The following is a 26,091-nucleotide window of genomic DNA, read 5'->3' as shown; positions in this document are numbered from 1 at the left end:
GCCACCCGGTGGGATCTCACGGGATGAAACTCCACGGTGTGAAAAGGAACCTAAGTCATGAGCGCATTGGTGATTTCAACAGTTAGCCGCCCCGTCCTGAGTACAGCAACCGCCACACAGTCTCTGCGGCTGACCCGGCGCGGACGCATGGTCCTGCTAGGCATTCCGGCCCTGGTGCTTAGCGCCGTTCTGCTACTTTCGGTATTCGCCCTGTTCATGGGCGCTTTGGCCAGTCCCGCAAATGCCGCCACAAAGTACAGCCCCATTGACATGGCCGACTACGCCAGCAAGGTAACGGTCTTACAGGGAGAGAGCCTGTGGTCCATCGCGGCGGCAAGTGATTCAAGCCGTGATGTTCGAGAAGTAGTCGGCGAGATCGTGGCCCTGAACGAGCTGACCACCAACGTAGTGCAGGCCGGCCAGCAGCTGTTTGTGCCCATCCACAAATAGCCACATGGTGGGACGTTGACCGTCACAAGTTCAGCCTTGGGCCCCAATCCACTTAAACTAGTGACATGGATCAGTTTGAACGCCTCAGCCAGTTACCGCTCCGCGACGATCTGCGCGGACAGCATCCCTATGGCGCCCCTCAACTAGATGTTCCCATCCTGCTCAACGTCAACGAGAACACCTTCGGCGTTCCGTTAGATGCCAAAGAAGCGATCCTCAAGGCTGTCGCGGATGAGCTGGATGGCCTGAATCGCTACCCCGACCGTGAGTTCACGGAATTGCGCAGGGCCTTGGCGGCCTACCTGGGGCACGGGATGACGCAAGAGAATATTTGGGCTGGTAATGGTTCCAACGAGGTTCTACAGCAATTGCTGCAGGCCTTTGGCGGCCCGGGAAGAACCGCCATGGGCTTCCCTCCCACGTACTCGATGTACCCCTTGCTGGCCAGCGGAACGGGCACGGGCTATGTGGCCGGGATCCGATCCGAGGACTATGGTTTGAGTGCGGATTCGGCAGCCGAGCAAGTTCGGGCCCACGCGCCCAACGTCATATTCCTGTGCTCCCCGAACAACCCCACCGGAACTGCCCTTGGCCTCGACGTTATCGAGGCGGTCTACGCGGCCGGTGAAGCCTCACAGGCCATCGTGATTGTGGATGAGGCCTACGCCGAGTTCTCCCATGCCGGAACACCCAGTGCCCTGTCGCTGTTGCCTGGGCGCCCCCGTCTGGTTGTCTCCCGCACCATGAGCAAGGCGTTTGCCTTGGCAGGGGCACGACTCGGCTACTTGGCCGCTGCCCCGGAGGTCACGGACGCTGTCCGCCTTGTCCGGCTCCCGTACCACCTCTCCGCCATCACCCAAGCCACCGCCGTGGCTGCGTTACGCAACTCCGATTCGCTCTTGGCCAATGTTGAGGCCATTAAGGTCCAACGGGACCGGATTGTGGCGGAACTAATTGATATGGGGTTGAGCCCAGCTTCGTCGGACTCCAACTTCGTCTTCTTCGGTGGCCTCAGCGACCCCCAGTCTGTTTGGGAGCAGTTGCTTGCCGAGGGCGTACTCATCCGGGACGTCGGCATTGCCGGTCACCTGCGCGTAACAGCCGGCACGGAAGCGGAGACCACGGCGTTTCTTTCTGGGCTTCGAGCGATCCTCGCCAAGTAGCCCAGGTAACCTCTCGGTGGCACCCTGTGCTTGCTGCCCCTTGGGCGGCCGTTTTGGGTGGAAACAGGCACTCTCTTCTAAACTGATGGAACACCAACACTTGTTTCACTTTTCTCCCGCACACGGCCATGCGCGCCGGTGCGAGAAACCAACGAATCAAAGGACGCTTTTACGATGACCGAGAACAGCCGGCAGCCGGGCCAGGGACGCACAGCTCGCCTTGAACGCGGCACCAGCGAATCCAGTGTGCTGGTTGAGATCAATCTGGACGGCACCGGGGTATCTGAGATTGATACCTCCGTTCCGTTCTACGATCACATGCTCACGGCCCTGTCCAAGCATTCCCTGATTGACATGAAGATCAAGGCCACCGGCGACACCCACATCGATGTGCACCACACGGTGGAAGACGTTGCCATCTCACTCGGTGAGGTACTTCGTGTGGCGTTGGGGGATAAGGCGGGAATCCGCCGTTTCGGCGAGGCTACGATCCCACTGGACGAGGCATTGGCGAACGCTGTTGTTGACGTGTCCGGGCGTCCCTACCTCGTCCACAGCGGCGAGCCGGCTGGCCAGGAATACCACCTGATCGGTGGCCACTTCACGGGCTCACTGACTCGGCACGTTTTCGAGGCCATCACCTTGCACGCGCAGATCTGCCTGCACATGACCGTGATCGCCGGCCGCGATCCGCACCACATCGTGGAGGCCCAGTTCAAAGCGTTTGCGAGGGCTTTGCGATCGGCCGTGGAATCCGATCCGCGCGTCACCGGAATCCCGTCCACGAAGGGCCTTTTGTGAGCACCGAAACGCACGGCGCCCCCGAAGCACACCAACCGACCGTCACCGTTCTTGACTACGGTTCCGGCAATGTCCGTTCGGCTGTTCGCGCCTTGGAGCGTGCGGGTGCGCAGGTCACTCTCAGTGCCAAACCGGATGACGTGCTGACCGCCGACGGGCTAGTGGTTCCTGGTGTGGGCGCCTTCGGTTCAGTCATGTCCGAGTTGAAAAGTGTCGATGCCCTGCGCATGATCGGCCGCCGCGTTGCCGGTGGGCGCCCAGTCCTAGGTATTTGCGTTGGCCTGCAGGTGCTCTTCGACGCCGGTGTGGAACACGGCGTGCGTGAAAATGGCATGGGGGAGTGGCCGGGAACCGTTGAATTGCTTCCCGCCGACGTTGTCCCGCACATGGGCTGGAACACGGTTACGGTGCCCGAAGGGTCCATGTTGTTCGAGGGCGTCGAGGCCGAACGTTTCTACTTTGTCCACTCCTATGGTGTGCAAAAGTGGGACTTCGACGTTGCTCAGCCCAAAATGAAGCCGCCCATGGTGACCTGGTCCGAACACGGTGCCCCCTTCATTGCCGCGGTAGAGAACGGGCCCCTGTGTGCCACACAGTTCCACCCGGAAAAGTCCGGCGACGCAGGTGCTCGGCTGCTCCGCAACTGGGTCAAGTCTCTGCGAAAAGGTGCACGCTAAATGTGGTCCTTGCTTCTCATGGCCCTTGCAGGTCTTCTCATTGGCGGTTGCTACACGTTCTACCAGCAAAAGTCGCCGCGCTGGATTCCCATTAGTTTTGCTTTTCTTGCCGTCCTGGCACTGCTGGCCGCGTACTTGTTCACGCTTTCCGCCTGACGGCTCCCACGCAGTACTTACCCATTCACAAATCACGTTGAGGACCTCATGACCACCACAGCCCCCATCCTGGAATTGCTGCCCGCCGTTGATGTTGCCGATGGCCAGGCAGTGCGCCTTGTCCAAGGTGAAGCTGGTTCGGAAACCAGCTACGGCTCACCGCTTGAGGCTGCCATGAACTGGCAGAACGACGGCGCCGAATGGGTTCACCTGGTGGACTTGGACGCCGCTTTTGGCCGTGGCTCGAACTTGCCGCTGCTCCGTGAAGTAGTGGAGTCGCTGAGCGTGAAGGTGGAGCTTTCCGGCGGTATCCGTGACGACGCTTCCCTCGAAGGCGCTCTGGAACTGGGTGTCGGCCGTGTGAACCTGGGTACGGCCGCCCTGGAAAACCCGGAATGGACCGCCAAGGTGATCGAGCGCTTTGGCGAGAAAATCGCCGTCGGACTTGACGTGCGCGGCACCACGCTGGCCGGCCGCGGCTGGACCAAGGAGGGCGGGGACCTCTGGGAGGTGCTGGCCCGCCTCGAGGACGCCGGCTGCGCCCGCTACGTTGTCACGGACGTCACCAAGGACGGCACGCTTCGCGGACCCAACGTGGAACTGCTGCGCGAGATGTGTGCCCGCACCTCCAAGCCGGTAGTGGCATCGGGGGGAATCTCCAGTCTCGAAGACCTGCGCGTGCTGCGCGAACTGGTGGGCGAAGGCGTCGAAGGCGCCATCATCGGCAAGGCCCTCTACGCGGGCAAATTCACCCTGCCTGAAGCTCTCGACGTGGCCGGCCGCCGCTAACCACCATGACTGACGCGCCCAAGAAACAGTTGCCGGCCCACATTGCAGCAGCCTTGGCTGGAGCCGGTGGGAGGACTGACTCCGCCGGCCAGCCATGGTCCGGGAGGGCGCTGCCTGACGGGGAAAAGTACCACAATTTTGACGAGGACGACGGCGCCGCCGACCCGATTTTCACGGAGGCGGTTGCACGATTGGTTGCCGGATCCGGTGCCGAAACGGACGTAGTTGCCTCGCTGGCGACGATCCGGGTGTTCATTCCGATCGTGGCCCAGCTGGCGGAACAAACTGTGGGGGAGAACGGACTCGTTTCCGACAAGGAGTCGGACATGGCGCTGGTGACCGTTCAGGCGCCCGACGGCAGGCGCGCACTGCCGGTCTTTACCCATTCAGATGCTCTGACGCGCTGGCACCCGGAGGCCCGGCCCGTGGCTGTCTACGCGGCCCGGGCCGCGTTGTCCGCGGTTGCTGAGGAAGCGCAACTGCTGGTTTTGGATCCCGGCTCGGAACGTCCCTTCGTGGTGCGCCGGCCCGCCATGTGGGCCCTTGCCCAGCAGCAGAATTGGGTTCCTAGCTACTCCGACAGCACGGTTGCGCAGGTGCTCCGGGACTCTGTTACTGCACTAGGTAATCCCGCCGTGGTTGATATTTCCGCTGCAGCGGGGCAGGGCATAGAATCCCTGTGGGACAAAAAAACTGAACCGTCTGGACGGTTAGTAGCCGGGGGCGGTGCCGGGCCCGAACTAGCCGTCACCATCACCTTGCTGCCAGGGCTCGATCAACCGGCCGTAGAAAGCATCCTTGGCGCGTTGCAGAATTCTTGGGCCGGGAATGAATACTTTGCCCAGGCAGTTGACTCGGTCAAAGTACGTTTGCGTCACCCCAGCCCCACCACCTAACACCATCGCAGCGTAGCCCTGATGCTCTCTTGTGATGGATCACAAGAGAGAAGTTTTGACGTGAATTTTGCCAGCTACCGCGAGATCCTCGCGGTCGCCTCCGTGCGACGCCTGATTTTGATAGCAATGGTCGCCCGGATCCCGCATGCCGCGGCTGGGGTGCTCTTGACGCTGCACGTGGTGCAAACCATGGGGCTGTCCTACACCGCCGCCGGCGGGGTGGCCGCTGCCATTACCATCGGCATGGCCGTCGGTGCTCCGTGGCGTGGACGTCAGGTTGATATTTATGGTCTGCGACGGGCCCTTATTCCCTCGGTCATTGCCGAGGTCGTGGTTTGGTCCGTGGCTCCGTTCCTGAACTATCAGTTGCTGGTGGTGGCTGCCGTGATTGGCGGGCTCTTTGCCGTGCCGATCTTCTCGGTGGTTCGCCAGGCCCTTGGCGTGATGGTTCCCCAAGACCAGCGCCGCTCAGCCTATGCGCTTGACTCCATGGGTTCCGAGCTGACCTTTATGGTGGGTCCGGCAGCCGGCGTGATGCTGGCGACCACCATCCACACGGTGGTTGGTCTGGTCATCATCGGCGTGTCCTCGGCCCTTGCTGGTCTCCTGCTGATGTGGACAAATCCGCCCACCCGCACTGGACAACCCGGTGCCTATGTGGAAGTGGATGCTAAACCGAAGGCAGTCGCTGACAACGGATCGCTGAAGATTTCCGAAGGAACTACCACGGTATCCAGCAATGCCGTTGGCAGGTTCTGGGGACGAACCCGCAACAATTTGTCGTGGGTCAACCTTGCTGTCCTTGCCGTCTTGGGTGCCTCCTTGGGGGCCGGGCTGGTGCTCTCGGGTACCGATGTTGGCATGGTGGCTGTACTGCGAGCCAACGACCAGGTAGGCGAGCTGGGCATCGTCTTCTTCTTCTGGTGCGGGGCCTCGTTGCTCGGTGGCCTGATCTACGGTGCGCTCAAGCGCTCCATCAACCCCTTGTGGCTGCTCGGCATCATGGCTGTGCTGACTATTCCCATGGGCTTCGCCACGAACGCATGGACCCTGGGCCTGCTCTCCATCCTCCCGGGCCTCTTGTGCGCCCCCGTGCTGACCTCCAGTGCCGAACACATTGCGGACCTCGTGGAAGAACGACGTCGTGGGGAAGCCATGGGCTGGTATGGCTCGTCCATGACCATTGGTAGCGCCATGGGCGCACCGTTCGCCGGGGCCATGATTGACAGCATCGGGCCATGGGCCGGATTTGTGATCATCGGTGTCATAGCTGGCGCCTTGGCCGTGGCTGGTCTGCTGGCACAGCGGGTGATTCGAAACCGGAACGGCTCCGGCATCTCGGACGACTTTGACGATCTCATCGGCGAACCGGACCCGGTCTAGCCTGATGGCAAAAAGTGGGGCCCGGTTCGAATCACGAACCGGGCCCTACTTTTTGTATCTGTTTACTTGCCGTCGCCGCAGCCCGAGCGCGGTGAGTGTACACATAACGTGAGTTGTGGTGCTTTTACTCACGTTATGTGCGCACTCACGGGCAAACGGAGGCGCGTTGGGCCCACGCTCGCGAGGGACCCGCCGCGAGCGAAGCGAGTGGTGGGAGCGAGTGGGGACTAGTTGACGGCTCCGGTGTACTTTTCGCCCGGGCCCTTGCCCGGTGCGTCGGGGATGGTTGAGGCTTCGCGGAAAGCAAGCTGCAAGGAGCGCAGGCCGTCGCGCAACGGTCCGGCGTGCTGGCTGCCGATTTCCGGTGCGGCGGCCGTGACAAATCCGGCCAGTGCCGTGATCAGCTTGCGGGCCTCATCCAGGTCTTTCAGTTCCTCGGCGTCCGGGCCTGCGGCCAGGCCGCACTTGACCGCTGCTGCGCTCATGAGGTGAACGGCCGCCGTCGTAATGACCTCGATGGCGGGAACTTCGGCAATATCGCGCATCTCGGAGGCGGCGTCGGCGTGGCCGTGCGCGTCCTCGGCGGTGGCGTCAAAACTGTGGCGGGTGTCCGAATTATTATCTGAGGTACTCATACTGCTAAGCTTGTCACAGACCGACTGAGTGCTGTTACTTGAACGGGGCGAAAACCCCGTGATTTTCTACGCATTCAGTTTGCAAGTGGAGTCCTCTCCCACCTTTCGACCCAGCAATGGCGTTGTCTGGTTCAGGTTGGCGCCTTTCATGTGAAGGCGGGCCGCACCCCGTGATTGACGGATGCAGGCACCAACTCTCTCGAGGCCTCCGATTGCATCAGCAATGGGGGGCCTTCTTCCGTTGCTGGTGGTGTTCACTTTTTAGACTCAACAGGAGTTACACATTAGCGAGCCACGCATCAATGATCGTATCCGCGTCCCTGAGGTGCGGTTGGTTGGGCCAGCAGGCGAACAGGTTGGGATTGTCCGCATTGAGGATGCCCTTCGTCTTGCCGCTGAGTCAGACTTGGATCTGGTTGAGGTAGCACCGACGGCTAAGCCGCCGGTGTGCAAACTGATGGACTTCGGTAAGTACAAGTACGAGGCCGCCGTCAAGGCGCGTGAAGCACGGAAGAACCAGACGAACACCGTTCTGAAGGAAATCCGCTTCCGCCTCAAGATCGACACCCATGACTACGAGACAAAGCGTGGACATGCGCTGAAGTTCCTCGGTGCCGGTGACAAGGTCAAGGCCATGATCCAGTTCCGTGGACGTGAGCAGCAGCGCCCCGAAATGGGCATTCGCTTGCTCCAGAAGTTCGCCGCAGACGTTGCCGAGGTCGGCATCATCGAGTCGAGCCCGCGTATTGACGGCCGCAACATGGTCATGGTTATTGGCCCGTTGAAGAACAAGGCTGAGGCCAAGGCTGAAGCCCGACGCAACCAGCAGCGTGCAGACGCCAAGGCGCACAACGAGGCCGTTGCCAATGGCACCGCCCGCGTTGATGTTGACCGCGACAACAAGGCACCCATGACGCAGTCCCTGGCGGATCTGCTTCCTGCGGGTCTGCAGTTGACCGGTGGCGAAGGCGATACCGTCGTCGAGCTTCTGGACACAACCGTTGCGCCGGTAGTCGAGCCGGCACCTGCCGTCGCGGAGGAAATCGCAACGGTGAGCGCACCGGCCCAGGCTGCTGCACCCGCCGTCGAGCCCGCCCCCGTGGCAAAGGCCCCCGCAGCCAAGGCAGCCGTCAAGGCTCCCGCCGCCGTGAAGCCTGCGGTCAAGGCACCCGTCGCCAAGGCTCCGGCCGCGGCAAAGCCGGTTGTCGCAAAGCCCGTCGTTGCCGCCAAGCCTGTTGCAGCGCCTAAGCCGGTGACCGCCAAGCCGATCCCGATGCCCAAGCCGATGCCGAAGCCGGTTGCAGCCAAGCCTGCCGCCAAGCCCGCAGCGAAAGCTGCAGCAAAACCGGCTGCGAAGACCGCCTCTGCAAAGAGCGAGACCGCAGTCGAAACCACAGACTCAGCTGAATAAGGTATTTTCACTATTCAGCGGTGAATATACACCCCCACAGTGACCCAACCAGTCGCTGCAAGAGAACCACAGGCAGCGCCGGTGGATACGTAAGGAGACAGGTCCTCATGCCTAAAATGAAGACACACAGTGGTGCAAAGAAGCGATTCAAGCTCACCGGTTCCGGTAAGCTCGTTCGCCAGCAGGCCAACCGCCGCCACTACCTGGAGCACAAGCCTTCCAGCTTGAAGCGCCGCCTCAAGGGTGACCTCTTGGTCGCCAAGGCTGATATCCGCAACATCAAAAAGATGCTCGGAATCTAATTTCGCAAGTCAATCGGTTTTTGGCCCGATCCGGGTCGTAAAACCATTTCATCAAAGCCTTCCCTGGCTTGATTGGCTTGGGATCTTTAAAACTTGAAGGAGTACGCACGTGGCACGTGTGAAGAGGGCTGTAAACGCCCACAAAAAGCGTCGGGTTGTTCTTGAGCGCGCAAAGGGTTACCGCGGACAGCGTTCACGCCTGTACCGTAAGGCCAAAGAGCAGCTGCTGCACTCGTTTGTGTACAGCTACGGTGACCGTCGCAAGCGCAAGGGTGACTTCCGTCGCCTCTGGATCCAGCGTATCAACGCTGCTTCCCGCGCCAACGGCCTGACCTACAACCGCTTGATCCAGGGCCTGAAGGCTGCTGAGATCGAGGTTGACCGTCGCATGCTGGCCGACCTGGCCGTCAACGACGCCGGTGCCTTCGCTGCACTGGTCAAGATCGCCAAGGCTGCCCTGCCTGCAGATACCTCTGCACCGGCTGCCAAGTAATACCCTTTTTGCCGGAACCTCTGGTTCCGTATTCATAGCCGCGGACTGCTAAAGTCCTAAGCATGAGTGAACCCGGGCGCCCGCCAGCAGATGCAATGACAAATCCTCGAGCAGATCGAGTGAGGGACGTTGCGAAGCTGGCCGGGCGCTCGGGCCGTTTAAAGCGTGAACAGTTCTTCGTGGAGGGCCCCCAGGCTGTTCGTGAAGCGCTGCAGGCCCACAAAGAATGCATGGATGCTGGCGGAAGCCCCATCGTTGAAGCGGTATATGCGTCGGTCGAGTGCCTCAAGCGCCACCCCGAACTGCTTGAACTGACGGAGCACCGCGACTCCAAACTTCACATCCGCGTCGCCAGCGACTTGGTGCTCTCGGCCATGACCGACACCGTCACGCCTCAGGGCGTGGTGGCCGTATGCAACTTTGTTGACGTGCCGCTTTCAGAAGTTCTAGCCGCGAAACCCAAATTGATCGCCATGTTGTGTCAGGTCAGGGATCCTGGCAATGCCGGAACAGTGCTGCGTGCCGCCGATGCTGCCGGTGCCGACGCCGTCATCTTCTCCAATTCCAGTGTTGACATTTACAACCCCAAGGCCGTGCGGTCCACGGCCGGATCGCTGTTCCACTTGCCGGTGGTCCGGGGCGTTGAACTGGCCGATGTGGTGGCCGCGGCCAAGGCCGCCGGGCTCGGTGTACTTGCTGCTGACGGCTATGGCCAACTGAATCTGGACCTGCTCCAGGATGAAAGCGCGGCCAGGGCGTTCGAACAAGAGATTCCCGATTCCCAGTACGCGTTGGAGGAGCCCACGCTGTGGCTGTTCGGCAACGAGGCCCAGGGCCTCGCCGGCGAGGAGAAAGCCCTAGCTGACCACCGGGTAGCAGTCCCCGTGTACGGATCCGCCGAATCGTTAAACCTAGGCACCGCAGCTACGGTGTGCCTGTACGCAAGCGCCAGGGCGCAGCGCCGGGCCAACTAAACGAACGCCATCGGTGATTGCGTTGTTGTAGCGAACACCCGGCTCCGGGTGTTCCGGTGCGGGGACCCGGGACTGTAATATCTCATCGGTGGACAAATCGTCCATTGCCGAGACCGCTGGGTCGAGGATCGCGAGGGGAAGCCACCGTGTCTCATGAAGGCGGGAGCAGGGCGATTGTCGCTGCTTTGATTGCAAATTTGTCCATTGCGGCCATGAAGTTTCTGGCCTACCTGCTCACCATGTCCTCCTCCATGCTTGCCGAATCAATCCACTCGCTGGCTGATTCCGGCAACCAACTCCTGCTGCTGGTGGGTGGCAAGCGGGCCAAACGCCAGGCCAGCCCCGAGCACCCATTTGGATACGGCCGCGAACGGTACGTGTACGCGTTCCTGGTCTCGATCATCCTCTTTAGCGTCGGTGGCGTATTCGCCCTCTACGAGGCCTATTCGAAGTGGCAGCACCCGCACGGGATGGAGCCGCAGTGGGCATGGGTGCCGCTGGTTGTGCTGGTGGGTGCCATCGTTATGGAGGGCCGTTCCTTCACGGTGGCCATCAAGGAATCAAACGTCACCCGCGGGTCCAAGAGCTGGGGCCAGTTCATCAAGACTGCCAAGGCACCGGAGCTGCCGGTGATCCTCCTAGAGGATGCGGCGGCGCTGCTGGGCCTGGTCTTCGCCCTGTTCGGGGTGAGCATGACCATTGCCACCGGCAACGGTCTCTGGGACGCCCTGGGCACCGGACTGATCGGCGTGTTGCTTGTCTGTGTGGCGGTGATTCTGGCACTTGAAACAAAATCGCTCCTGTTGGGCGAATCGGCCACCGTCGAGGACGTGCGGGCCATCGAGGCTGCCCTGGTTGGCCCGGGTGTTAGCCGGATCATCCATCTCAAGACGCTCCACCTGGGCCCGGAGGAGCTGTTGGTGGCTGCAAAGATTGCCGTCACGGAGTCGGAAACCGGAGTTCAGATTGCTGCGGCGATCGACGCCGCCGAGAAGCGCGTGCGCAGCGCCGTGCCCATTGCCACGATGATCTATTTGGAGCCCGACATCTATTCGGATGTGACCGCCGCCCGGCCAAGCTCATAAAAGCAAAAGGTGCCGGCGTCGAGATGATTTCTCGGCGCCGGCACCTTTTTGTGGTGTGGCTACTTGTGCGCCGAAGAAGAGGCGTCGGCGTGTGATTGTGTGAGCGAGGCCGGTCCGGCTGGGCGCTTGAGCTTGTCCAGGAGCCCACTGAACAGGGCTATGGCAAGGCCCAGAACGGCCAGAGCGGCACCGACAAGGGCCGGAGCCGTGTAGCCCCACCCCCAGGTGATGACCAGGCCGCCGGCGAAGGCGCCGAGTGCGTTGGCCATGTTCAACGCCGAATGGTTCAGTGAGGATGCCAGTGTGGGCGCCCCCGGGGAGACATCCAGTAGGCGGGTTTGCAAGGACGGGACCAGCATGGAACCGGAGGCGCCGATCACGAAGATCATGATCAGGGCCATCCACTGGATGTGGACGGAGACGGCGTAGATGACCAGTGACACCGCAATGAATCCCATCATGGCGTAGATGCTGCCCATGACGGACCAGTCAGCCATGCGACCGCCCACGAAACTGCCCGCCACCATGCCGAGCCCGTACAGGCCAACGATGATCGGAAGGAAGGTGGAGGGGAACCCGGCGACGTCGGTCATGGTGTTGGCAACGTACGTATAGACGGCGAAGAAGCCGCCGAAGCCCACCACGCCCACCAGGAGGGTCAGCCAGACCTGGCCGCGTCGCAGGGCGCTCAGTTCGCTTCGGATACTGGCGTCTGGATGTGCCTTTTTGGCGGGCACAAACGCGGCGATGGCGGCCACGGTGACCAGGCCGATGGCGGCGACCATGACGAACAGCCAGCGCCAGCCAAGTTGCTGGCCCACAAAGGTGGCCAAGGGGACACCAACCACGTTGGCCACTGAAAGCCCCATCATGACCATGGCGATGGCGTGGCCGCGTTTGGTGGGCGCCACCAAGGATGCGGCCAGGACTGCCGCCACGCCAAAGTAGGCGCCGTGGGGCAGCCCTGCGATGAATCGTGAGATTAGCAGCATGGTGTAGTCCTGGGCGAACACCGAGGATAGGTTTCCCACGGTGAACAAGCCCATCAGCCCCAGCGCAAGCACCTTGCGGGGCATCTTGGCGCCAATGGCCACCAACACCGGTGCGCCAATGACCACGCCCAGCGCGTAGGCGGAGATGACGTGTCCGGCCTCGGGAATGGAGATCCCCACATCAGCGGCGACGTTGGGCAGCAAGCCCATCATGGCAAATTCGGTGGTTCCGATGCCGAATCCACCGATGGCCAGGGCCAGGATGGCCCAGGCGGCGATGCTGGCGGGGTCGCGCTTAGAGGCGGGCTGGGAGGTACGCGGTGACATAAATCGCTTTCACAAAAGAGGGATTGTCTAGGGCTCCGGTGCAAACGACGCTGTGGCACGGGTAACGGTTGCCCGCGATCGGGCAGCACGAGCGCAGATTCCTGGGTGCGTGCAAGTTCCAGTCTAGTTGGAACTGCTGCACCGGTGTCCCGGAGGGTCATAAACTTAGGCACGTGAAATCCCCTGAACTTAAGCAGCCCAAACAAATTGTCGGCGGCGCCGTGGTCGACTCCCTGGCACGCCCCTCCAAGCTCTTGGCGGCACGGCGCACGGCCCCGCCGGAGTTCGCTGGCATGTGGGAGTTCCCGGGCGGAAAGATTGAAACGGGGGAGACTCCTGAAGAGGCCCTGCACCGGGAACTTGTGGAGGAGTTGGGCGTCAAGGTGCGCCTGGGCGCCGAACTTCGGGGTCCGACGTCGGACGGCTGGCCCCTGAGCATCAAGGCCTCAATGCGCGTGTGGCTGGCTGAAATAACAGAAGGAACGGCGGCTCCCCTGGAAGACCATGACGAGTTGCGCTGGGTGGACTTGGTGGGCCCCGAACTGCTGGGGCTGCCCTGGATTCCCGCCGACCTGCCCATTGTGCAGGCGTTGATCGCGGGACTCCGCAAACAGGCGTAAGACTTCGGCGCTGGCCCCTCCCTCCGTGGGAGGGTGTTGGAATAGGTGTTCCCTGTGCCAAACTGGGGGTTACCCAAAGATCTTTAGGAGGTTGTGCAGTGACATCGAACGGACAACACAACGAAGAAACACCGGCTGCGGCCGGAAGTGCCAGCGAAGAAACGAAAGAAAAATTTCGCCAGGCGCTGGAGAACAAGAAGAATCAGCACCACGGGAGCGTGGAAGCTGCCAATGGGGCCAAGATTAACTCGCAGCACGGCGCTGCATCGCACAAGCGCGAGTTCCGCCGCAAGAGCGGATAAGAGCTTGAGCGTCACGAGGGGACCGTCTTAGAAGAGGGTCCCCTCGGTCGCAGGGGAGGCAGGGGTACGCACAGCGGCCCCTGCCTTTTTGTCGCCTCTGCCCCAAGTTGCGGCCGCTTGGGGATGCCCCGCGGAGTTTTGGGGCAGGCTGCCGTTCGGGTAATTGGCTTCCTCCTGGCGTGGGTCGTGGATGAACCCGTCGGTGCCGGCAAAGCCGTTGCGCACCTTGGCCTCATGGATCTGTGCAGCAAGCCATTGGCGGTACTCCTTTGACGCGTAGGCTCCCGCCCCGTACAAACGTTGGTAGCGCCCCACCAGTGCCGGATGCTCCCTGGCCAGCCATTGCATGAACCATTCGCGCGTGCCAGGGCGCAGGTACAGTGCTCCTGCGCTCACCCCCGTGGCCCCGGCCCGCGCCAGGGCAGCGAAGAGCGAGTCCAAGGACTCCTGTGAATCGCTCAGCCAGGGCAGAATGGGCATCGCCATGACGCCGCAGGGCAGCCCGGCATCGCGGAGTTTGCCAATCAGTGCCAGCCTGGCCTTGGGGGAGGGTGTACCCGGCTCGATAGCAGCGGCGAGGTCATCATCGAGCAAGGCCAGGGAGATGCCCATGCCCACACTGACACGCTGGGCCGCCTCCTTCAGTAGTGGGATGTCCCGTGCCAGCAAGGTGCCCTTAGTCAGGATCGAAAACGGGGTGCCCGAATCTGCCAGGGCACTGATAATTCCGGGCATCAGTTTGTAACGGCCCTCGGCCCGTTGGTAGGGGTCGGTGTTGGTGCCCAGGGCCACATGGGGGCGCTGCCAGGACGCCTTCATCACTTCGGTTCGCAACACCTGTGCAACATTGACCTTGACCACTACCTGGGAATCGAAATCCACGCCCGGATCGAAGTCGAGGTAGGTGTGCGACTTGCGGGCGAAACAATAAACGCAGGCGTGAGAGCAGCCCCGGTAGGGGTTTACCGTCCATTCGAAGGGCATGGTGGAAGTTGCCGGGACTTTATTCAACGCACTTTTTGAGAGCACCTCATGAAAGGTGATTCCCGCGAATTCGGGTGTTTGAACGCTTTTCACCAAACCGGCCAGGGGCAACAACGGGGCGGGGTTGGCCTGCCCGGGGCTCAAGCTGGCCGGGACCTGGTCCGGGAAAAGGGGTTGGTCAAGTTGCTGAGTGTTCCACCGCATAACAAAAGTAGAACATATATTCGAATGAATGGCAATGCGCTGCTATTGACTCTCTGCTACTCGCCAGTAGAAATGTGCCGCGGATCACAAATGGGGCGCTAGGCTGGAGTTGCGGGGCAATGGCGCTCCGCTGCTCAACTTCAGCTTCCAAACACCAGGAGTCGATATGACAAATTTGGCCACGATCGTGGGCACCTCGGCGCGACGAAATCCCGCAGGTATCGCCATCAAGATGGATGACGTTGAAATCTCCTTCGGGGCTTTGGAAGTGCTGAGCGCCAAAGTGGCCGGGCTCCTCGCATCGCGCGGTGTGCAGCGCGGTGACCGGGTGGCTCTGATCTCCCCGAACTTGCCGCAAATGCCGGCCCTTTACTACGGGATTCTGCGCTACGGTGCCGTGGTGGTGCCCCTGAATCCGCTCCTGAAATCCCGTGAAGTGGCCTACCACCTGGCGGACTCCGGTGCCACGCTTGCCTTTGCCTGGGAGGGAGTGATGGGGGAGGTGGCCGCCGGTGCACAGGAAACTGGCACCGACATCATCCCCATCAATGCCGATCTCATGGCCTTGATCGCCCAATCCGAGGCGCTCACCGAGGTGGCCACCGCGGCCAAGGATGACACCGCGGTGATCCTTTACACTTCAGGCACCACGGGCAAGCCCAAGGGCGCGGAGCTGACTCATGAGAACTTGCGCAGCAACGCCGAAGTTTCCGTCAGCTTGTTTGACAGCAAGGACGGAGACGTCATCTTCGGAGGGTTGCCGTTCTTCCACGTCTTTGGGCAAACCTGTGCCTTGAATTCGGCTGTGATGGCCGGGGCCACCGTCACCATCTTGCCCAGGTTCGACCCCGTCAAAGCATTGGAAATCATCCAGCGCGACAAGGTCACCATCTTTGAGGGCGTGCCCACCATGTATATCGGCCTGCTCCGGGCGCCTGGCGTGGAGAACTATGACACCTCTAGCCTGCGACTGGCGGCTTCGGGCGGATCGCCCCTCCCGCTGGAGGTCCTGCACGAGTTCGAAAAGACTTTCAGCGCCGTCCTGCTCGAAGGTTACGGCCTTTCCGAGACGTCGCCCGTGGTCTGCTTCAACCAGATGGACGGGATCCGCAAGGCCGGATCCATCGGCACACCAGTGAACGGCGCCCAGTTGAGGGTGCTCGACGACGACGGGAACGACGTCGAGCGTGGAACCGTGGGTGAGATCGCCGTTGCCGGGCCCTACGTCATGAAGGGGTACTGGAAGAATCCCGAAGCGACCGCCACGGCCATCCCTGACGGCTGGTTCCGCACCGGTGACCTTGGCCGTGAAGACGAGGACGGTGTCTTCTTCATTGTCGACCGCAAGAAGGACATGATCTTGCGCGGCGGCTACAACATTTACCCGCGTGAAGTCGAGGAAGTCCTCTACGAGCATCCTGCGGTTGCCGAGGCCGCAGTCGTGGGCAGGGCCGACGACGTCCACGGCGAAGAGGTGTACGCGGCGGTGTCGCTGAAGCCAGGTGCCGAGGGTGCAGATGATCCCGAGGCGCTCGCCGTCAACATCGTCGAATTCGTCAAGGAGCGGGTGGCCGCCTACAAATACCCGCGCAAGGTGATCATCATGGACACCCTACCCAAGGGGCCCACGGGCAAGATTCTCAAGCGCGAAATCACCATCTAACCCGTGACCTGTGAGCTGTGGCGGCTTAGAACGGCCAAAGTCACCACAGCTCACGGCTCGCGGCGGGGCCTAGACCAGATCCCAGGTGGCCGTCACGGTGGCGTTGACACTGCTTTGGCCCGGCTCAATTCGCATGGCCGCGTCACCACTGGCCATCATGGCCCGGGCCATGATGGGTCCCGGACCGGTGCTCTGCTCCTGGCCCTCGGTGATGGAAACAACCGCGCCCAGGGTCTTTCCCGCTAGTTGTGCGTACAGCCCGGCAGCACGGGAGGCATCGGCCCATGCCACGGCGCGCGCGGCATCCTGGGCCGCTGTTGCGTCGGTGATGGCGGGTGAGAGCCCGTTGAGCCTGACACTGTTATTGCCGGTATCGACCACTGCGGCAATGATCTCCTCGGCGCCCTGGTCATAGCGGAGCAGCACGTTCATGGTGGCGGAGACTGTGTAGCCGGTGACAAGGGAACCAATCCCGTCCTGCCAGCGGGTTTCCACCCGGACATCCAAGGTGGAGGAGCGGATGAGGTCCCTGGCCACCTGGCGTGCCAGCAGGACTTCCTGCACGGCGTTCATGGCCTCGCTGGCTGCGGCATAGGCCTCTTTGACGGTAGGGCGCTGGGCCTCTATGCCGATGTTGATGTGGAAGTGGTCCGGTGCGGCCGCGACGCTGCCGTGACCTGTAACGGTGACTGTCTTCGCTGGTGAGGCTACTGACTCGCTCATGGGTGTGACCTTTCCTGACTTCTTGCCATGCTGGCGGATTTGCTTCTTGCAGTTGATAACGCAATGCCGTGAAAAAGGTTCCGCAGTGCCGCGAATCTGGCGATGGTTGGCAATTCCCGGTATCCACCCCGGGCCAGGCCCGCGTTGCGCTCAAAGAAGTTTCGGCTCCCGGGGTCGCCCGTGCGCCATAGCGAGAACGCCGCGCAGACGCCGTACAGGGGCAGAAACGGCAGTCCAAGGCACCACGCATATTGTGTGGCGTGTGCGGCCTCGTGTCGGAGCAGATCCGGACGGGAATCGATGAACGCCCGCCCCGCCCGGTAGAAAATCACATTTCCCACCGTAAAGGCGCCAGCCAAAGGGAGCTTCGGGCGGTAGTTGATGCCAAAGAGTAGCCCGTCGGGCCCCCTTTCTAGCGGAGTGCGGCTCAGTGCAGCCAACAGCAGCCCCGTAGCGGTTGATAAATTTGCGGCATTGGCCAACTGGCGAACGCGGAGGGTGGCTCTCATGGGGCAGTCGTCTGAGGCTGGGAGCCAGAGGGCGGCGCCGGGACGTCAAGAAAACGGGCCTCCCGCACAGTCAAGGCTGCCAACGCCGCTAAGGTGCCGGGTTTGGCCTTGCTGCACCTATCTAGCGGCCATTGGACGTGGATGGCCTTCCCTGAGGCATTCACCAGCCACAGATTGGGTAGTATTTGCCCGTCCGCGGTGCAGGCCCCAGTGCTGGATCGATCGCTCGGCACGGCCAACGCTGCCAGCAGTGCCGAGAGGTCCCCTGACAAGTAGTCTTCCCTGATTTTTTGCCGCACAGGACCCGACGTGGGGGATAAGCCGCCGAGGTCCATGCTGCACAGGACCGCCTCCGCCGGTTCGAATCCCTCGGGAACACTGCCCTTAGTAGGTGCAGAGCCAGGGGGAGTCGTGCCATCTGCCAGGCAGTCGTATCCGTCCTGCACGGGCGCAGGATCAAAGCGATAGTGGCTCACCGTCATGGGCAGGAGGCCACAGGCACCCAACGCCAGCGTCAGGGGAAGCAGAAACGCCAAGGCGGTGCCCGGCGTCGTACGTCTTCGGGCGGTCGGGACGGGCATGAGCCGAGCCTAGCAACTTAGCTCTAAGAGGGGGATAGTCCGGGGGTAAAGAGTCCATACCAATGAGGTGTCAGAGGGCCGGGTGGAGGATTCCGGACAGCCCCCGCCTGTCAACTAGACTTAGGATGAGGCGGCCCGAGCTACGCCGCCGCTTACTCGCACACGAGCTTAGGTAAAAACTGTAGATGTCTGACATTTCCCAGAAGAGCGCCCCCGCGCCCGAAGAAACACTTGAAGCAACCGCTGAACCAGTCACGGTCCCGGACCCCCTGGACGAGGCCGCCATTGGCGCAGCCGTCGAGGCCGCGCTCGCAGCTATCGCTGCAGCATCCACCCTTGATGAGCTGAAGACCGCACGCCTGGCGCACACCGGTGAAAAGTCCCCGTTGAGCCTGGCCAACCGTGAGATCGGCGGGCTGTCCAAGGAGTTTAAGGCTGCCGCCGGCAAACTGATGGGAGCCTCCCGAGGCCGCGTCGCCAAGGCGCTCGCAGCCCGCACCGAGGTGCTTGAGGCAGAGGATGCTGCCCGCATTCTGGTGGAGGAAACTGTGGATGTCACGGCCGCCCCGCGCCGCCGTCGTGCCGGAGCCCGGCACCCACTCTCCACCCTCCAAGATCGCGTCTGCGACATCTTTGTGGGCATGGGCTGGGAAATTGCGGAAGGCCCGGAAGTGGAATCGGAATGGTTCAACTTTGACGCCCTGAACTTCAAGCCGGACCACCCCGCCCGTGAAATGCAGGACACCTTTTTCGTTGAGCCGCCCGAGGCCCACTTGGTCATGCGCACGCACACCTCCCCGGTGCAGGTCCGTTCCATGCTGGAACGTGAACTGCCCATCTACGTGCTGTGCCCCGGCAAGGTGTTCCGCACGGATGAGCTCGACGCCACGCACACCCCCGTCTTCCACCAGTTCGAGGGCCTGGCCATCGACAAGGACCTGTCCATGGCGGATCTGGTGGGAACGCTGGAACACTTCACCCGGCAGATGTTTGGCGAGGAAGCCCGTGTGCGTATTCGCCCCAACTTCTTCCCCTTCACCGAGCCCTCCGCCGAGCTGGACATTTGGCACCCGGGCGCCAAGGGCGGACCGCGCTGGATCGAGTGGGGCGGCTGCGGCATGGTCAACCCGAACGTGCTGCGCGCTGCCGGGATCGACCCGGAGATTTACTCAGGATTTGCCTTCGGCATGGGCATCGAGCGGGCATTGATGTTCCGCAACGAGGTTGGCGACATGCGCGACATGATCGAGGGCGACGTACGATTCAGCGAACACTTTGGGATGGAGATCTAAATCAAGTGCGTATTCCACTGACTTGGCTGCGCGAGTATGCGCAGGTACCGGCTGGAGCAACAGCCGAAGACGTAATGATGGACCTGGTCAAGGTTGGCTTTGAAGAGGAAGACGTTCACCGTCCCTCCAACGAGATCAGCGGCCCCATTGTGGTGGGCCAGGTCCTGTCCTTGGAGAAGGAACCGCAGAGCAACGGCAAAACCATCAACTGGTGCACCGTGCGCGTGGTTCCCGAAGGCGCCGAACAGACGCTGACCATCGACGGGATCGACCCCTCCGGTGTGCAGGGGATCGTCTGCGGCGCCCACAACTTTGTGGTGGGCGACAAGGTGGTTGTCACCCTGCCCGGCGCCGTGCTGCCCGGAGACTTCCGCATCACCCCGCGCAAGACCTACGGCCACGTTTCCGCCGGCATGATCGCCTCCGTGCGAGAGCTCGGCATAGGCGACGACCACGACGGCATCCTGGTGCTCTCTACCTTGGGTCTCGACCCTGAGCTTGGCACCGACGCGCTGGCGCTGCTTGGTCTTGATGACGAGGCCGCCGAAATCAACGTGACCCCGGACCGCGGCTACGCATTCAGCATCCGCGGCGTAGCCCGCGAATATGCGCACGCCACCGGCACCTCCTTCACGGATCCGGCGTCGCTGGTTACCGTCACTGCTACCTCGGGCGCGGGCTACCCTGTTCGTTTGGCCGACGGCGCGCCGATCTACGCCAAGCCCGGCTGCGACCGCTTTGTGGCCCGTACCGTGAGCGGGATCAACCCGTCCGCTCCCACGCCGACGTGGATGTCCTCCCGCCTGCGCTTGGCCGGGATCCGCTCCATCTCCTTGCCTGTGGACATCTCCAACTACGTCATGGTTGAGCTGGGCCAGCCCCTGCACTTCTACGACGCCGACAAGCTCACCGGCGAGATCGTGGTCCGCCGCGCCAACGCCGGGGAAACCTTGGAGACCCTTGACGGCAAGGTGCGCAAGCTTGACGTCGAGGACCTGCTGATCACCGACGATTCGGGCGCCATCGGCATTGCCGGTGTCATGGGCGGGGCCTCCACCGAGGTCACCTCCGGCACCGTCAACGTGCTGATCGAGGCCGCCCACTTCGAGGAAGTCTCCATCGCACGGTCCCGCCGACGCCACAAGCTGCCCTCCGAGGCGTCCAAGCGCTTCGAGCGCGGCGTCGACTGGGAAGTAGCCGATGAGGCTGCCCAGCGTGCCGTGAACCTGCTGGTCGAACTGGCTGGTGGTACTGAAGAGACCACCGGCACCGATGTTGGCACCGAGCCTGCGCCGGTTACGGTGTTCCTGCCCGCTGGCTTCGCCTCGGCCCGCATCGGCATCGACTACACCCCGGAGCAGATCGTAGGCTCTCTGGTGGATCTGGGTGCCGTGGTGGAAACGGTCGACGGCGGTTACTCCGTCACAGCCCCGAGCTGGCGTTACGACCTGGTCACCCCGGAGGACCTGACCGAGGAAGTGGCCCGCCTGGTGGGTTACGACTTGATCCCGGCAACCTTGCCTACGGCTCCTCCCGGACGCGGCTATTCACGCGCCCAGCAGCAGCGCAGGCGGGCCGTTCAGGCGCTGGCCGATTCCGGTCTGACCGAGATCCTGGCCTACCCGTTTGTGTCCAAGGCCGCCAATGACACGTTTGGTGTTGCTGAGGCCGGTGCCGAGCGCTCCGCTGTTAAGCTGGCCAACCCGCTGAGCGAAGAATTCGGCTACCTGCGCACCTCGATGTTGCCGGGCCTGATCGAAATTGCCAAGCGCAACCACTCACGCGGCTTCAACGATCTGGCACTTTTCGAGTCCGGACTGGTCTTCCTGCCCTCGGGTACCGTGGGCACCGCCTCGATTCCGCCACTGGGCGTCAAGCCAGCTGAGGACGTCCTCGACGCCCTGTACAACGGTATCCCGTACCAGCCGTTGACCATTGGCGCGATCTTCACGGGTAAGGATTCACCGGCAGCTCCCGGCCATACTCCGCGTCCATGGGATTGGGCTGACGCGCTCGACGCCGCCCGCTTGGTCTCCGACGTTGTGGGCGTCGAACTCGTGGTGGAGCAGGGCTCACACCAGGCGTTCCACCCCGGCCGTGCCGCTGTGCTGAAGCTGCGCAGCGGCGAAGTTGTGGGTCATGCCGGCGAGATGCACCCCAAGCTGCTGGCCGAGCATAACCTGCCGGCGCGCACCGTGGCCATGGAAATCAACGCCGAGATGGTGTTCGAAGCAGCAGCCGACGTTATTGTGGCCAAGCCGATCTCCACCTTCCCGGTTGCCACCCAGGACGTGGCTCTGGTGGTCCCGGTGGAGATCCCCGCCGAGGCAGTGCTGGAAACGCTCCGCGAGGGCGCAGGCGAGCTGCTCGAGGACGTCTCACTGTTCGACGAATACCAGGGCAAGGGCATTCCCGAAGGCCACAAGTCGCTGGCCTTTGGGCTGCGCTTCCGCGCCGCGGACCGCACGCTGACCGCCGACGAGGCGTCCGCTGCGCGGGCATCCGCCGTCGAATTGGCAGCAGAGCGGTTCGGCGCCGCCCAGCGCTAGCCATGTCGAGTGGGCAGTAGTTGTTGATGTTTTTCGCAAACATCAACAACTACTGCCCACTCGGTTTAACGGCGGGCTGTGACCTTGCCGTGGCCGGGGCAGATCCACTGGACGTCCAGCGATTCCAGAACCGCAGTTGAGGCCAGGGCCGCCGGCTTGTCAGTGATCAACAGCCGTGGAAACTGTTTCAGGGTGCCGTCGTCGCGCACCATGACGGCGTCGCCGGAGAAAACAGACTTCCCCCACACAAATGCATGATGTCCGGGGGTATGGCCCGGGGTGGCAATGGCCGTGACTTCCTCCAAGAAGCCGGGAGACTCGCCCAGAAAGTGGACTTCTGCTGGGAGTTTGGGTCGGCCGATCGAGGACGTTATGCGTCGTGAGAATGTCCCGGCGGGTCGTTGGCCACGCAAAATCTCGGCGTCGGGCCGCCCGATCCACAGCTGAGCCCCGGTCGCCTCAACCAGAGCAAGGGCCGCACCGGCATGGTCGATGTCGTAATGCGTCAGCAGGATGTGGCTGACGTCCCTGGCAACGCCGGCGTCACTAAGCTCGGCGATGACGCCGCCGGCACCGGATTTCATGCCCGGATCGATCACGGCATACGAGTCGCCTAGAGGCAGCACGTAACCGTTCGCGCCACGGGACTTTTCCAACTGCAATACTCCGTTGGGTAACTTCTTCACGCTGGCTCCTTAGAGCGTTGGACGTACATGAATAACAGGGGCCTACGGTTCCAGGATGACTTTGCCGGTGGTTGCACGTGACTGGAGTGCCGCATGGGCGGCCCCCGCTTCTGCTAGTGGGAATCGGGCACCAATTCGTGCCGTGAGCTGACCGGCGGCGGCGGCCTCAAACACCTCGGCGGCACGCCAGTGCCGCTCCTTCGGGTTGAGCAGGTAGTCACCGAGCTTGGGCCGGGTGACGAACAAGGATCCGCCAGCATTCAGGCGTTGCAGGTCCAGGGGCGGGACCTGGCCGGATGCTCCGCCAAAGAGCACAAGCGTCCCTCGGGTGCGCAGCGACGCAAGGGAACCATCGAAGGTATCTTTGCCCACGCCGTCGAACACCACATCAACGCCGTCGCCGTCGGTGAGCTCACGCACCACGTCGGCGAAACCGTCGTAGCGCAGCACCTCATCGGCTCCTGCCACGCGGGACAGCTCTTCCTTTTCATCGGTGGAAACGGTGGTGATGACCCTTGCTTCTCGCTCTTTGAGCATTTGTGTGAGCAGCAGGCCCACGCCTCCGGCGCCCGCATGCAGCAGCACGGTTTGGCCGGGCTCCACATAATGGGCCGAGTTCATCAGGTAGTGGGCAGTCATGCCCTGCAACGGGAGCGCGGCGGCGATGTCCATCGGCACGGCCGCCGGAACGGGCAGGGCCACGGCGGCGGGCACGATCGCGTACTCCGCATAGCACCCCCTGCCCTCGGCGGTGGCAATGCGGTCACCCACGGCAAACCCCGTTACCTCAGCTCCCACAGCCACCACGGTTCCGGAGGCCTCGGCGCCCGGGGTGAAGGGGAACGGGACGTTGTAGGTGCCATCTCGCTGGTACGTCTCAATGAAGTTCACCCCAACGGCTGCGACATGGATGAGCAACTCGCCAGGTCCGGCGACGGGGATGGGCGCCTGCGTCATCCTGAGCACCTCCGGGCCGCCTGGTGCGTCGGCGACGATGGCAAGTCCGTGCTCGGTCATGGTGTGCTCCATTTCATTGGCATGAGTTCCGTGGGGGAAGAATCAACCGCCCCTGCCACCATCATAGGAGGTCGTCATGAACGTGCCCAGCATTGGTTGAATAAATATCGGCAACAATGCATACTTCTGCTGTATAGTCATTTTATGACAATTTCTGTAGCCGTCTCCGGCGCCAGCGGATACGCCGGGGGAGAGGTGCTGCGCCTTCTGGCCAGCCACCCGAATGTAAGCATCGGCGCCATCACCGCCCACAGCAACGCAGGGGCCCGGCTGGGGTCGCTGGCCCCGCATCTGCACGCCCTGGCCGACCGCATCCTGGTGGACACCACGGTGGAAAACCTTGCCAGGCACGATGTGGTGTTCCTGGCCCTGCCGCACGGTGCCTCCGCCGCCATCGCCGCGCAGCTTCCCCCCGACACCTTGGTGATCGACGCCGGTGCGGACCATCGCCTGGAAGACTCCGCTGCGTGGGAAAAGTTCTACGGCTCCCCGCACGCCGGCACCTGGCCCTACGGGTTGCCTGAGCTGCCAGGTGCCCGCGCCCAACTGAGGGGCGCCAAGCGGATCGCCGTTCCCGGCTGCTACCCGACAAGTTCCTTGCTGGCACTCCTGCCGGGCTTCAGCGCAGGCGCCCTCCTGCCCGACGACGTCGTGATCGTCGCCGCATCCGGCACCTCCGGGGCGGGCAAGGCCGCCAAGGTCAATTTGATTGGCTCCGAAGTCATCGGATCCATGAACCCTTACGGCGTGGGCGGCGGGCATCGCCACACCCCCGAAATTCAGCAGGGCCTCTCCAACGCCTCCGGCCTGGACGTACGGGTTTCCTTCACGCCAACCCTGGCCCCTATGAGCCGCGGCATCCTCACCACCGCAACGGCCAAGGTGGCACCACAAATTGCCGCACTGGCCGATCCTGAAGCGGCGTTGCGGGAAATCTGGGCTGACGCCTACGCCAACGAGCAGTTTGTGCACGTTCTGCCCGAAGGCCAGTGGCCCACCACCAAGTCGGTGCAGGGGTCCAACTACGCCGCCCTCCAGATCGCCTACGACGCCAACGTGAACCGGGTGGTTGTGTGCTGTGTCATCGACAACCTCACCAAAGGGACCGCCGGCGGCGCAGTGCAATCAATGAACATTGCCCTCGGCCTGGCGGAAGACGCCGGCCTGTCCTTCCAAGGAGTAGCACCATGAGCGTGACATCTGCCCAAGGATTCCGCGCCGCCGGAGTCACCGCTGGCCTGAAAAAATCCGGCAATCCCGACTTCGCCTTGGTGGTCAATGACGGCCCCCACCACAACGCCGCAGCCGTGTTCACCACGAACCGGGTTGCCGCGGCACCCGTGCACTGGTCACGGCAGGTGCTCACCGACGGCCGGGTTGACGCCGTCGTTCTCAATTCCGGCGGCGCCAACGCCTGCACCGGGCCAGAAGGCTTCCAAAACACGCACACCACGGCCGAAAAAGTGGCCGACGTGCTTGGCATCTCTGCCGGCGACGTTGCCGTCTGCTCCACGGGGCTCATTGGTGAGCAGCTGCCCATGGACAAGATCCTGCCCGGAGTGGAGGCTGCCGCGGCCGTACTCACGGCCGACGGCGGAGCTGCCGCGGCCACCGCGATCATGACCACCGACACCGTGTCCAAGCAGGCCTCCTGGACATCGGCACCCGACGCCGACGGTGCCAGCTACACGATCGGTGGCATGGCCAAGGGTGCCGGCATGCTGGCACCGGGCCTGGCCACCATGCTGGTGGTTATCACCACCGACGCCGTGGTGGAAGCCGAGGGGTTGGATGCGGCACTGCGCGACGCCGTCCGCGTCACCTTCAACCGGGCCGACTCTGACGGCTGCATGTCAACCAACGACACCGTGTTGCTGCTGGGCTCCGGCGCGTCCACGGTCTTCCCGGACATGGACGAATTCACCGCCGGTCTGACCGAAGTGTGTGCCACCCTGGCCCGGGCCCTGATCGCCGACGCCGAAGGCGCCAACCACGACATCGCCATCACCACGGTCAACGCCGACAGCGAGCGGGACGCCGAGATCGTCTCCCGCTCCGTGGCCCGGTCCAACTTGTTCAAGTGCGCCATCTTCGGCAACGACCCCAACTGGGGCCGCGTCCTCTCCGCCGTGGGCACCACCGACGCCGTCTTTGACCCCAACGAGATCAACGTCAGCATCAACGGCATCCAGATCTGCCGCAAGGGCGGGATCGGCGATTCCCGAGATCTCGTTGACCTGAGCGGACGCGAAGTCACCGTCGAGATCGACCTGCGCGCCGGTGAATCGGCCGCAACTATCTGGACCAACGACCTCACGCACGCGTACGTCGAAGAAAACAGCGCCTACTCCTCGTAAGCGCGGCTCCCGTGGACGCGGCCGCGAATCGGCATTCCCTCAGTCGCTTCCCGACCGACGGCCGGGTCCG

Annotated in this window: 28 protein-coding genes; 20 read left to right on the top strand and 8 right to left on the bottom strand. The window is 62.7% G+C overall.

What is annotated here, in order from left to right; all coding sequences use genetic code 11:
* Positions 1-57: 57 nt before the first annotated feature.
* The 8 genes from CXQ94_RS14835 to CXQ94_RS14805 all read left to right on the top strand — a co-directional run bounded on the left by CXQ94_RS14835 (position 58) and on the right by CXQ94_RS14805 (position 6,315).
* Positions 58-450 carry a LysM peptidoglycan-binding domain-containing protein gene (locus tag CXQ94_RS14835; protein ID WP_104091355.1) on the top strand — a complete coding sequence of 131 codons (393 nt, stop codon included), beginning with the start codon at positions 58-60 and terminating at the stop codon, positions 448-450.
* A 65-nt stretch (positions 451-515) separates the two neighbouring features.
* Positions 516-1,613, top strand: coding sequence for a histidinol-phosphate transaminase (locus tag CXQ94_RS14830; protein WP_104091354.1), 1,098 nt, complete (start codon positions 516-518; stop codon positions 1,611-1,613).
* Between the two features lie 174 nt (positions 1,614-1,787).
* Positions 1,788-2,414: an imidazoleglycerol-phosphate dehydratase HisB gene (hisB, locus tag CXQ94_RS14825; RefSeq protein ID WP_104091353.1), complete on the top strand. Its 627-nt coding sequence runs from the start codon at positions 1,788-1,790 to the stop codon at positions 2,412-2,414.
* Positions 2,411-3,091, top strand: a complete 681-nt coding sequence (gene hisH, locus CXQ94_RS14820) for an imidazole glycerol phosphate synthase subunit HisH (RefSeq protein WP_104091352.1) — start codon at positions 2,411-2,413, stop codon at positions 3,089-3,091. The genes hisB and hisH overlap by 4 nt, the downstream gene beginning before the upstream one ends.
* Positions 3,092-3,247, top strand: a complete 156-nt coding sequence (locus CXQ94_RS22670) for a hypothetical protein (RefSeq protein ID WP_181034238.1) — start codon at positions 3,092-3,094, stop codon at positions 3,245-3,247.
* 48 nt (positions 3,248-3,295) lie between these two features.
* Positions 3,296-4,036: a bifunctional 1-(5-phosphoribosyl)-5-((5-phosphoribosylamino)methylideneamino)imidazole-4-carboxamide isomerase/phosphoribosylanthranilate isomerase PriA gene (gene priA, locus CXQ94_RS14815; RefSeq protein ID WP_104091351.1), complete on the top strand. Its 741-nt coding sequence runs from the start codon at positions 3,296-3,298 to the stop codon at positions 4,034-4,036.
* A 5-nt stretch (positions 4,037-4,041) separates the two neighbouring features.
* Positions 4,042-4,932 (top strand): SseB family protein, encoded by an 891-nt coding sequence (locus CXQ94_RS14810; protein WP_104091350.1) that lies wholly within the window; start codon positions 4,042-4,044, stop codon positions 4,930-4,932.
* Between the two features lie 60 nt (positions 4,933-4,992).
* On the top strand, positions 4,993-6,315 hold the full coding sequence (locus tag CXQ94_RS14805; protein WP_104091349.1) for an MFS transporter: 1,323 nt from the start codon (positions 4,993-4,995) through the stop codon (positions 6,313-6,315).
* A gap of 227 nt (positions 6,316-6,542) precedes the next feature.
* Here the strand turns inward: CXQ94_RS14805 and CXQ94_RS14800 are convergent, their stop codons facing one another.
* Entirely contained in the window at positions 6,543-6,950 is a 408-nt protein-coding gene (locus tag CXQ94_RS14800; RefSeq protein ID WP_104091348.1) for a DUF1844 domain-containing protein, read from the bottom strand.
* 283 nt (positions 6,951-7,233) lie between these two features.
* Here CXQ94_RS14800 and infC point away from each other — a divergent pair, with 283 nt between their 5' ends.
* The 5 genes from infC (at position 7,234) to CXQ94_RS14775 (ending at position 11,215) form a co-directional block, all read left to right on the top strand.
* Positions 7,234-8,361 carry a translation initiation factor IF-3 gene (gene infC, locus CXQ94_RS14795; RefSeq protein ID WP_104091347.1) on the top strand — a complete coding sequence of 376 codons (1,128 nt, stop codon included), beginning with the start codon at positions 7,234-7,236 and terminating at the stop codon, positions 8,359-8,361.
* Positions 8,362-8,468: 107 nt separating this feature from the next.
* Positions 8,469-8,663 carry a 50S ribosomal protein L35 gene (rpmI, locus tag CXQ94_RS14790; RefSeq protein WP_062005911.1) on the top strand — a complete coding sequence of 65 codons (195 nt, stop codon included), beginning with the start codon at positions 8,469-8,471 and terminating at the stop codon, positions 8,661-8,663.
* A gap of 109 nt (positions 8,664-8,772) precedes the next feature.
* Entirely contained in the window at positions 8,773-9,156 is a 384-nt protein-coding gene (gene rplT, locus CXQ94_RS14785) for a 50S ribosomal protein L20 (protein WP_104091346.1), read from the top strand.
* 62 nt (positions 9,157-9,218) lie between these two features.
* Complete coding sequence (locus CXQ94_RS14780; protein WP_104091345.1) at positions 9,219-10,130, top strand: RNA methyltransferase; 912 nt, start codon at positions 9,219-9,221, stop codon at positions 10,128-10,130.
* A 146-nt stretch (positions 10,131-10,276) separates the two neighbouring features.
* A complete protein-coding gene (locus tag CXQ94_RS14775) occupies positions 10,277-11,215 on the top strand; it encodes a cation diffusion facilitator family transporter (protein ID WP_104091344.1) in 939 nt (312 codons plus the stop codon).
* A 59-nt stretch (positions 11,216-11,274) separates the two neighbouring features.
* Here the strand turns inward: CXQ94_RS14775 and CXQ94_RS14770 are convergent, their stop codons facing one another.
* Complete coding sequence (locus CXQ94_RS14770; protein ID WP_104091343.1) at positions 11,275-12,534, bottom strand: MFS transporter; 1,260 nt, start codon at positions 12,532-12,534, stop codon at positions 11,275-11,277.
* A 173-nt stretch (positions 12,535-12,707) separates the two neighbouring features.
* Here CXQ94_RS14770 and CXQ94_RS14765 point away from each other — a divergent pair, with 173 nt between their 5' ends.
* Both CXQ94_RS14765 and CXQ94_RS14760 read left to right on the top strand, forming a co-directional pair.
* The gene (locus tag CXQ94_RS14765) at positions 12,708-13,154 is read left to right on the top strand and encodes a (deoxy)nucleoside triphosphate pyrophosphohydrolase (RefSeq protein WP_306418908.1); all 447 of its coding nucleotides are present in this window, start codon (positions 12,708-12,710) and stop codon (positions 13,152-13,154) included.
* 98 nt (positions 13,155-13,252) lie between these two features.
* A complete protein-coding gene (locus CXQ94_RS14760; RefSeq protein ID WP_104091342.1) occupies positions 13,253-13,456 on the top strand; it encodes a DUF5302 domain-containing protein in 204 nt (67 codons plus the stop codon).
* A gap of 27 nt (positions 13,457-13,483) precedes the next feature.
* On the opposite strand, the gene CXQ94_RS14755 is transcribed toward CXQ94_RS14760, so the two are convergent.
* Positions 13,484-14,644, bottom strand: coding sequence for an Rv2578c family radical SAM protein (locus CXQ94_RS14755; protein WP_104091341.1), 1,161 nt, complete (start codon positions 14,642-14,644; stop codon positions 13,484-13,486).
* A 166-nt stretch (positions 14,645-14,810) separates the two neighbouring features.
* On the opposite strand from CXQ94_RS14755, the gene CXQ94_RS14750 reads away from it, so the two are divergent.
* On the top strand, positions 14,811-16,307 hold the full coding sequence (locus CXQ94_RS14750; RefSeq protein ID WP_104091340.1) for a long-chain fatty acid--CoA ligase: 1,497 nt from the start codon (positions 14,811-14,813) through the stop codon (positions 16,305-16,307).
* Between the two features lie 69 nt (positions 16,308-16,376).
* Here the strand turns inward: CXQ94_RS14750 and CXQ94_RS14745 are convergent, their stop codons facing one another.
* Genes CXQ94_RS14745 through CXQ94_RS14735 form a run of 3 tightly spaced genes read right to left on the bottom strand, consistent with a single transcriptional unit; the run spans position 16,377 to position 18,120 of the window.
* On the bottom strand, positions 16,377-17,030 hold the full coding sequence (locus tag CXQ94_RS14745; RefSeq protein ID WP_104091339.1) for an SIMPL domain-containing protein: 654 nt from the start codon (positions 17,028-17,030) through the stop codon (positions 16,377-16,379).
* Entirely contained in the window at positions 17,027-17,539 is a 513-nt protein-coding gene (locus tag CXQ94_RS14740) for a hypothetical protein (RefSeq protein WP_258067107.1), read from the bottom strand. Before CXQ94_RS14740 ends, CXQ94_RS14745 begins: the two co-directional genes overlap by 4 nt.
* The gene (locus tag CXQ94_RS14735; RefSeq protein ID WP_104091338.1) at positions 17,536-18,120 is read right to left on the bottom strand and encodes a hypothetical protein; all 585 of its coding nucleotides are present in this window, start codon (positions 18,118-18,120) and stop codon (positions 17,536-17,538) included. Before CXQ94_RS14735 ends, CXQ94_RS14740 begins: the two co-directional genes overlap by 4 nt.
* 185 nt (positions 18,121-18,305) lie before the next feature.
* Between CXQ94_RS14735 and pheS the strand changes: the two genes are divergently transcribed.
* Both pheS and pheT read left to right on the top strand, forming a co-directional pair.
* Positions 18,306-19,412, top strand: coding sequence for a phenylalanine--tRNA ligase subunit alpha (gene pheS / locus CXQ94_RS14730; protein WP_258067106.1), 1,107 nt, complete (start codon positions 18,306-18,308; stop codon positions 19,410-19,412).
* A 5-nt stretch (positions 19,413-19,417) separates the two neighbouring features.
* Positions 19,418-21,961 carry a phenylalanine--tRNA ligase subunit beta gene (pheT, locus tag CXQ94_RS14725; RefSeq protein WP_104091337.1) on the top strand — a complete coding sequence of 848 codons (2,544 nt, stop codon included), beginning with the start codon at positions 19,418-19,420 and terminating at the stop codon, positions 21,959-21,961.
* Positions 21,962-22,026: 65 nt separating this feature from the next.
* Here the strand turns inward: pheT and CXQ94_RS14720 are convergent, their stop codons facing one another.
* Together CXQ94_RS14720 and CXQ94_RS14715 are read right to left on the bottom strand one after the other, a co-directional pair.
* Entirely contained in the window at positions 22,027-22,647 is a 621-nt protein-coding gene (locus tag CXQ94_RS14720; RefSeq protein WP_104091336.1) for an MBL fold metallo-hydrolase, read from the bottom strand.
* A gap of 42 nt (positions 22,648-22,689) precedes the next feature.
* Complete coding sequence (locus CXQ94_RS14715; protein WP_104091335.1) at positions 22,690-23,664, bottom strand: quinone oxidoreductase; 975 nt, start codon at positions 23,662-23,664, stop codon at positions 22,690-22,692.
* 144 nt (positions 23,665-23,808) lie between these two features.
* Here CXQ94_RS14715 and argC point away from each other — a divergent pair, with 144 nt between their 5' ends.
* Positions 23,809-24,855, top strand: a complete 1,047-nt coding sequence (gene argC, locus CXQ94_RS14710) for an N-acetyl-gamma-glutamyl-phosphate reductase (RefSeq protein WP_104091334.1) — start codon at positions 23,809-23,811, stop codon at positions 24,853-24,855.
* Entirely contained in the window at positions 24,852-26,021 is a 1,170-nt protein-coding gene (argJ, locus tag CXQ94_RS14705) for a bifunctional glutamate N-acetyltransferase/amino-acid acetyltransferase ArgJ (RefSeq protein WP_104091333.1), read from the top strand. The genes argC and argJ overlap by 4 nt, the downstream gene beginning before the upstream one ends.
* Positions 26,022-26,091: the final 70 nt, after the last annotated feature.

The organism is Arthrobacter sp. GMC3, from assembly GCF_002929305.1.
Lineage (GTDB): Bacteria > Actinomycetota > Actinomycetes > Actinomycetales > Micrococcaceae > Specibacter.
The sequence above is the reverse complement of the archived record's forward strand: the minus strand, read 5'-3'. Positions and strand labels throughout refer to the sequence as shown.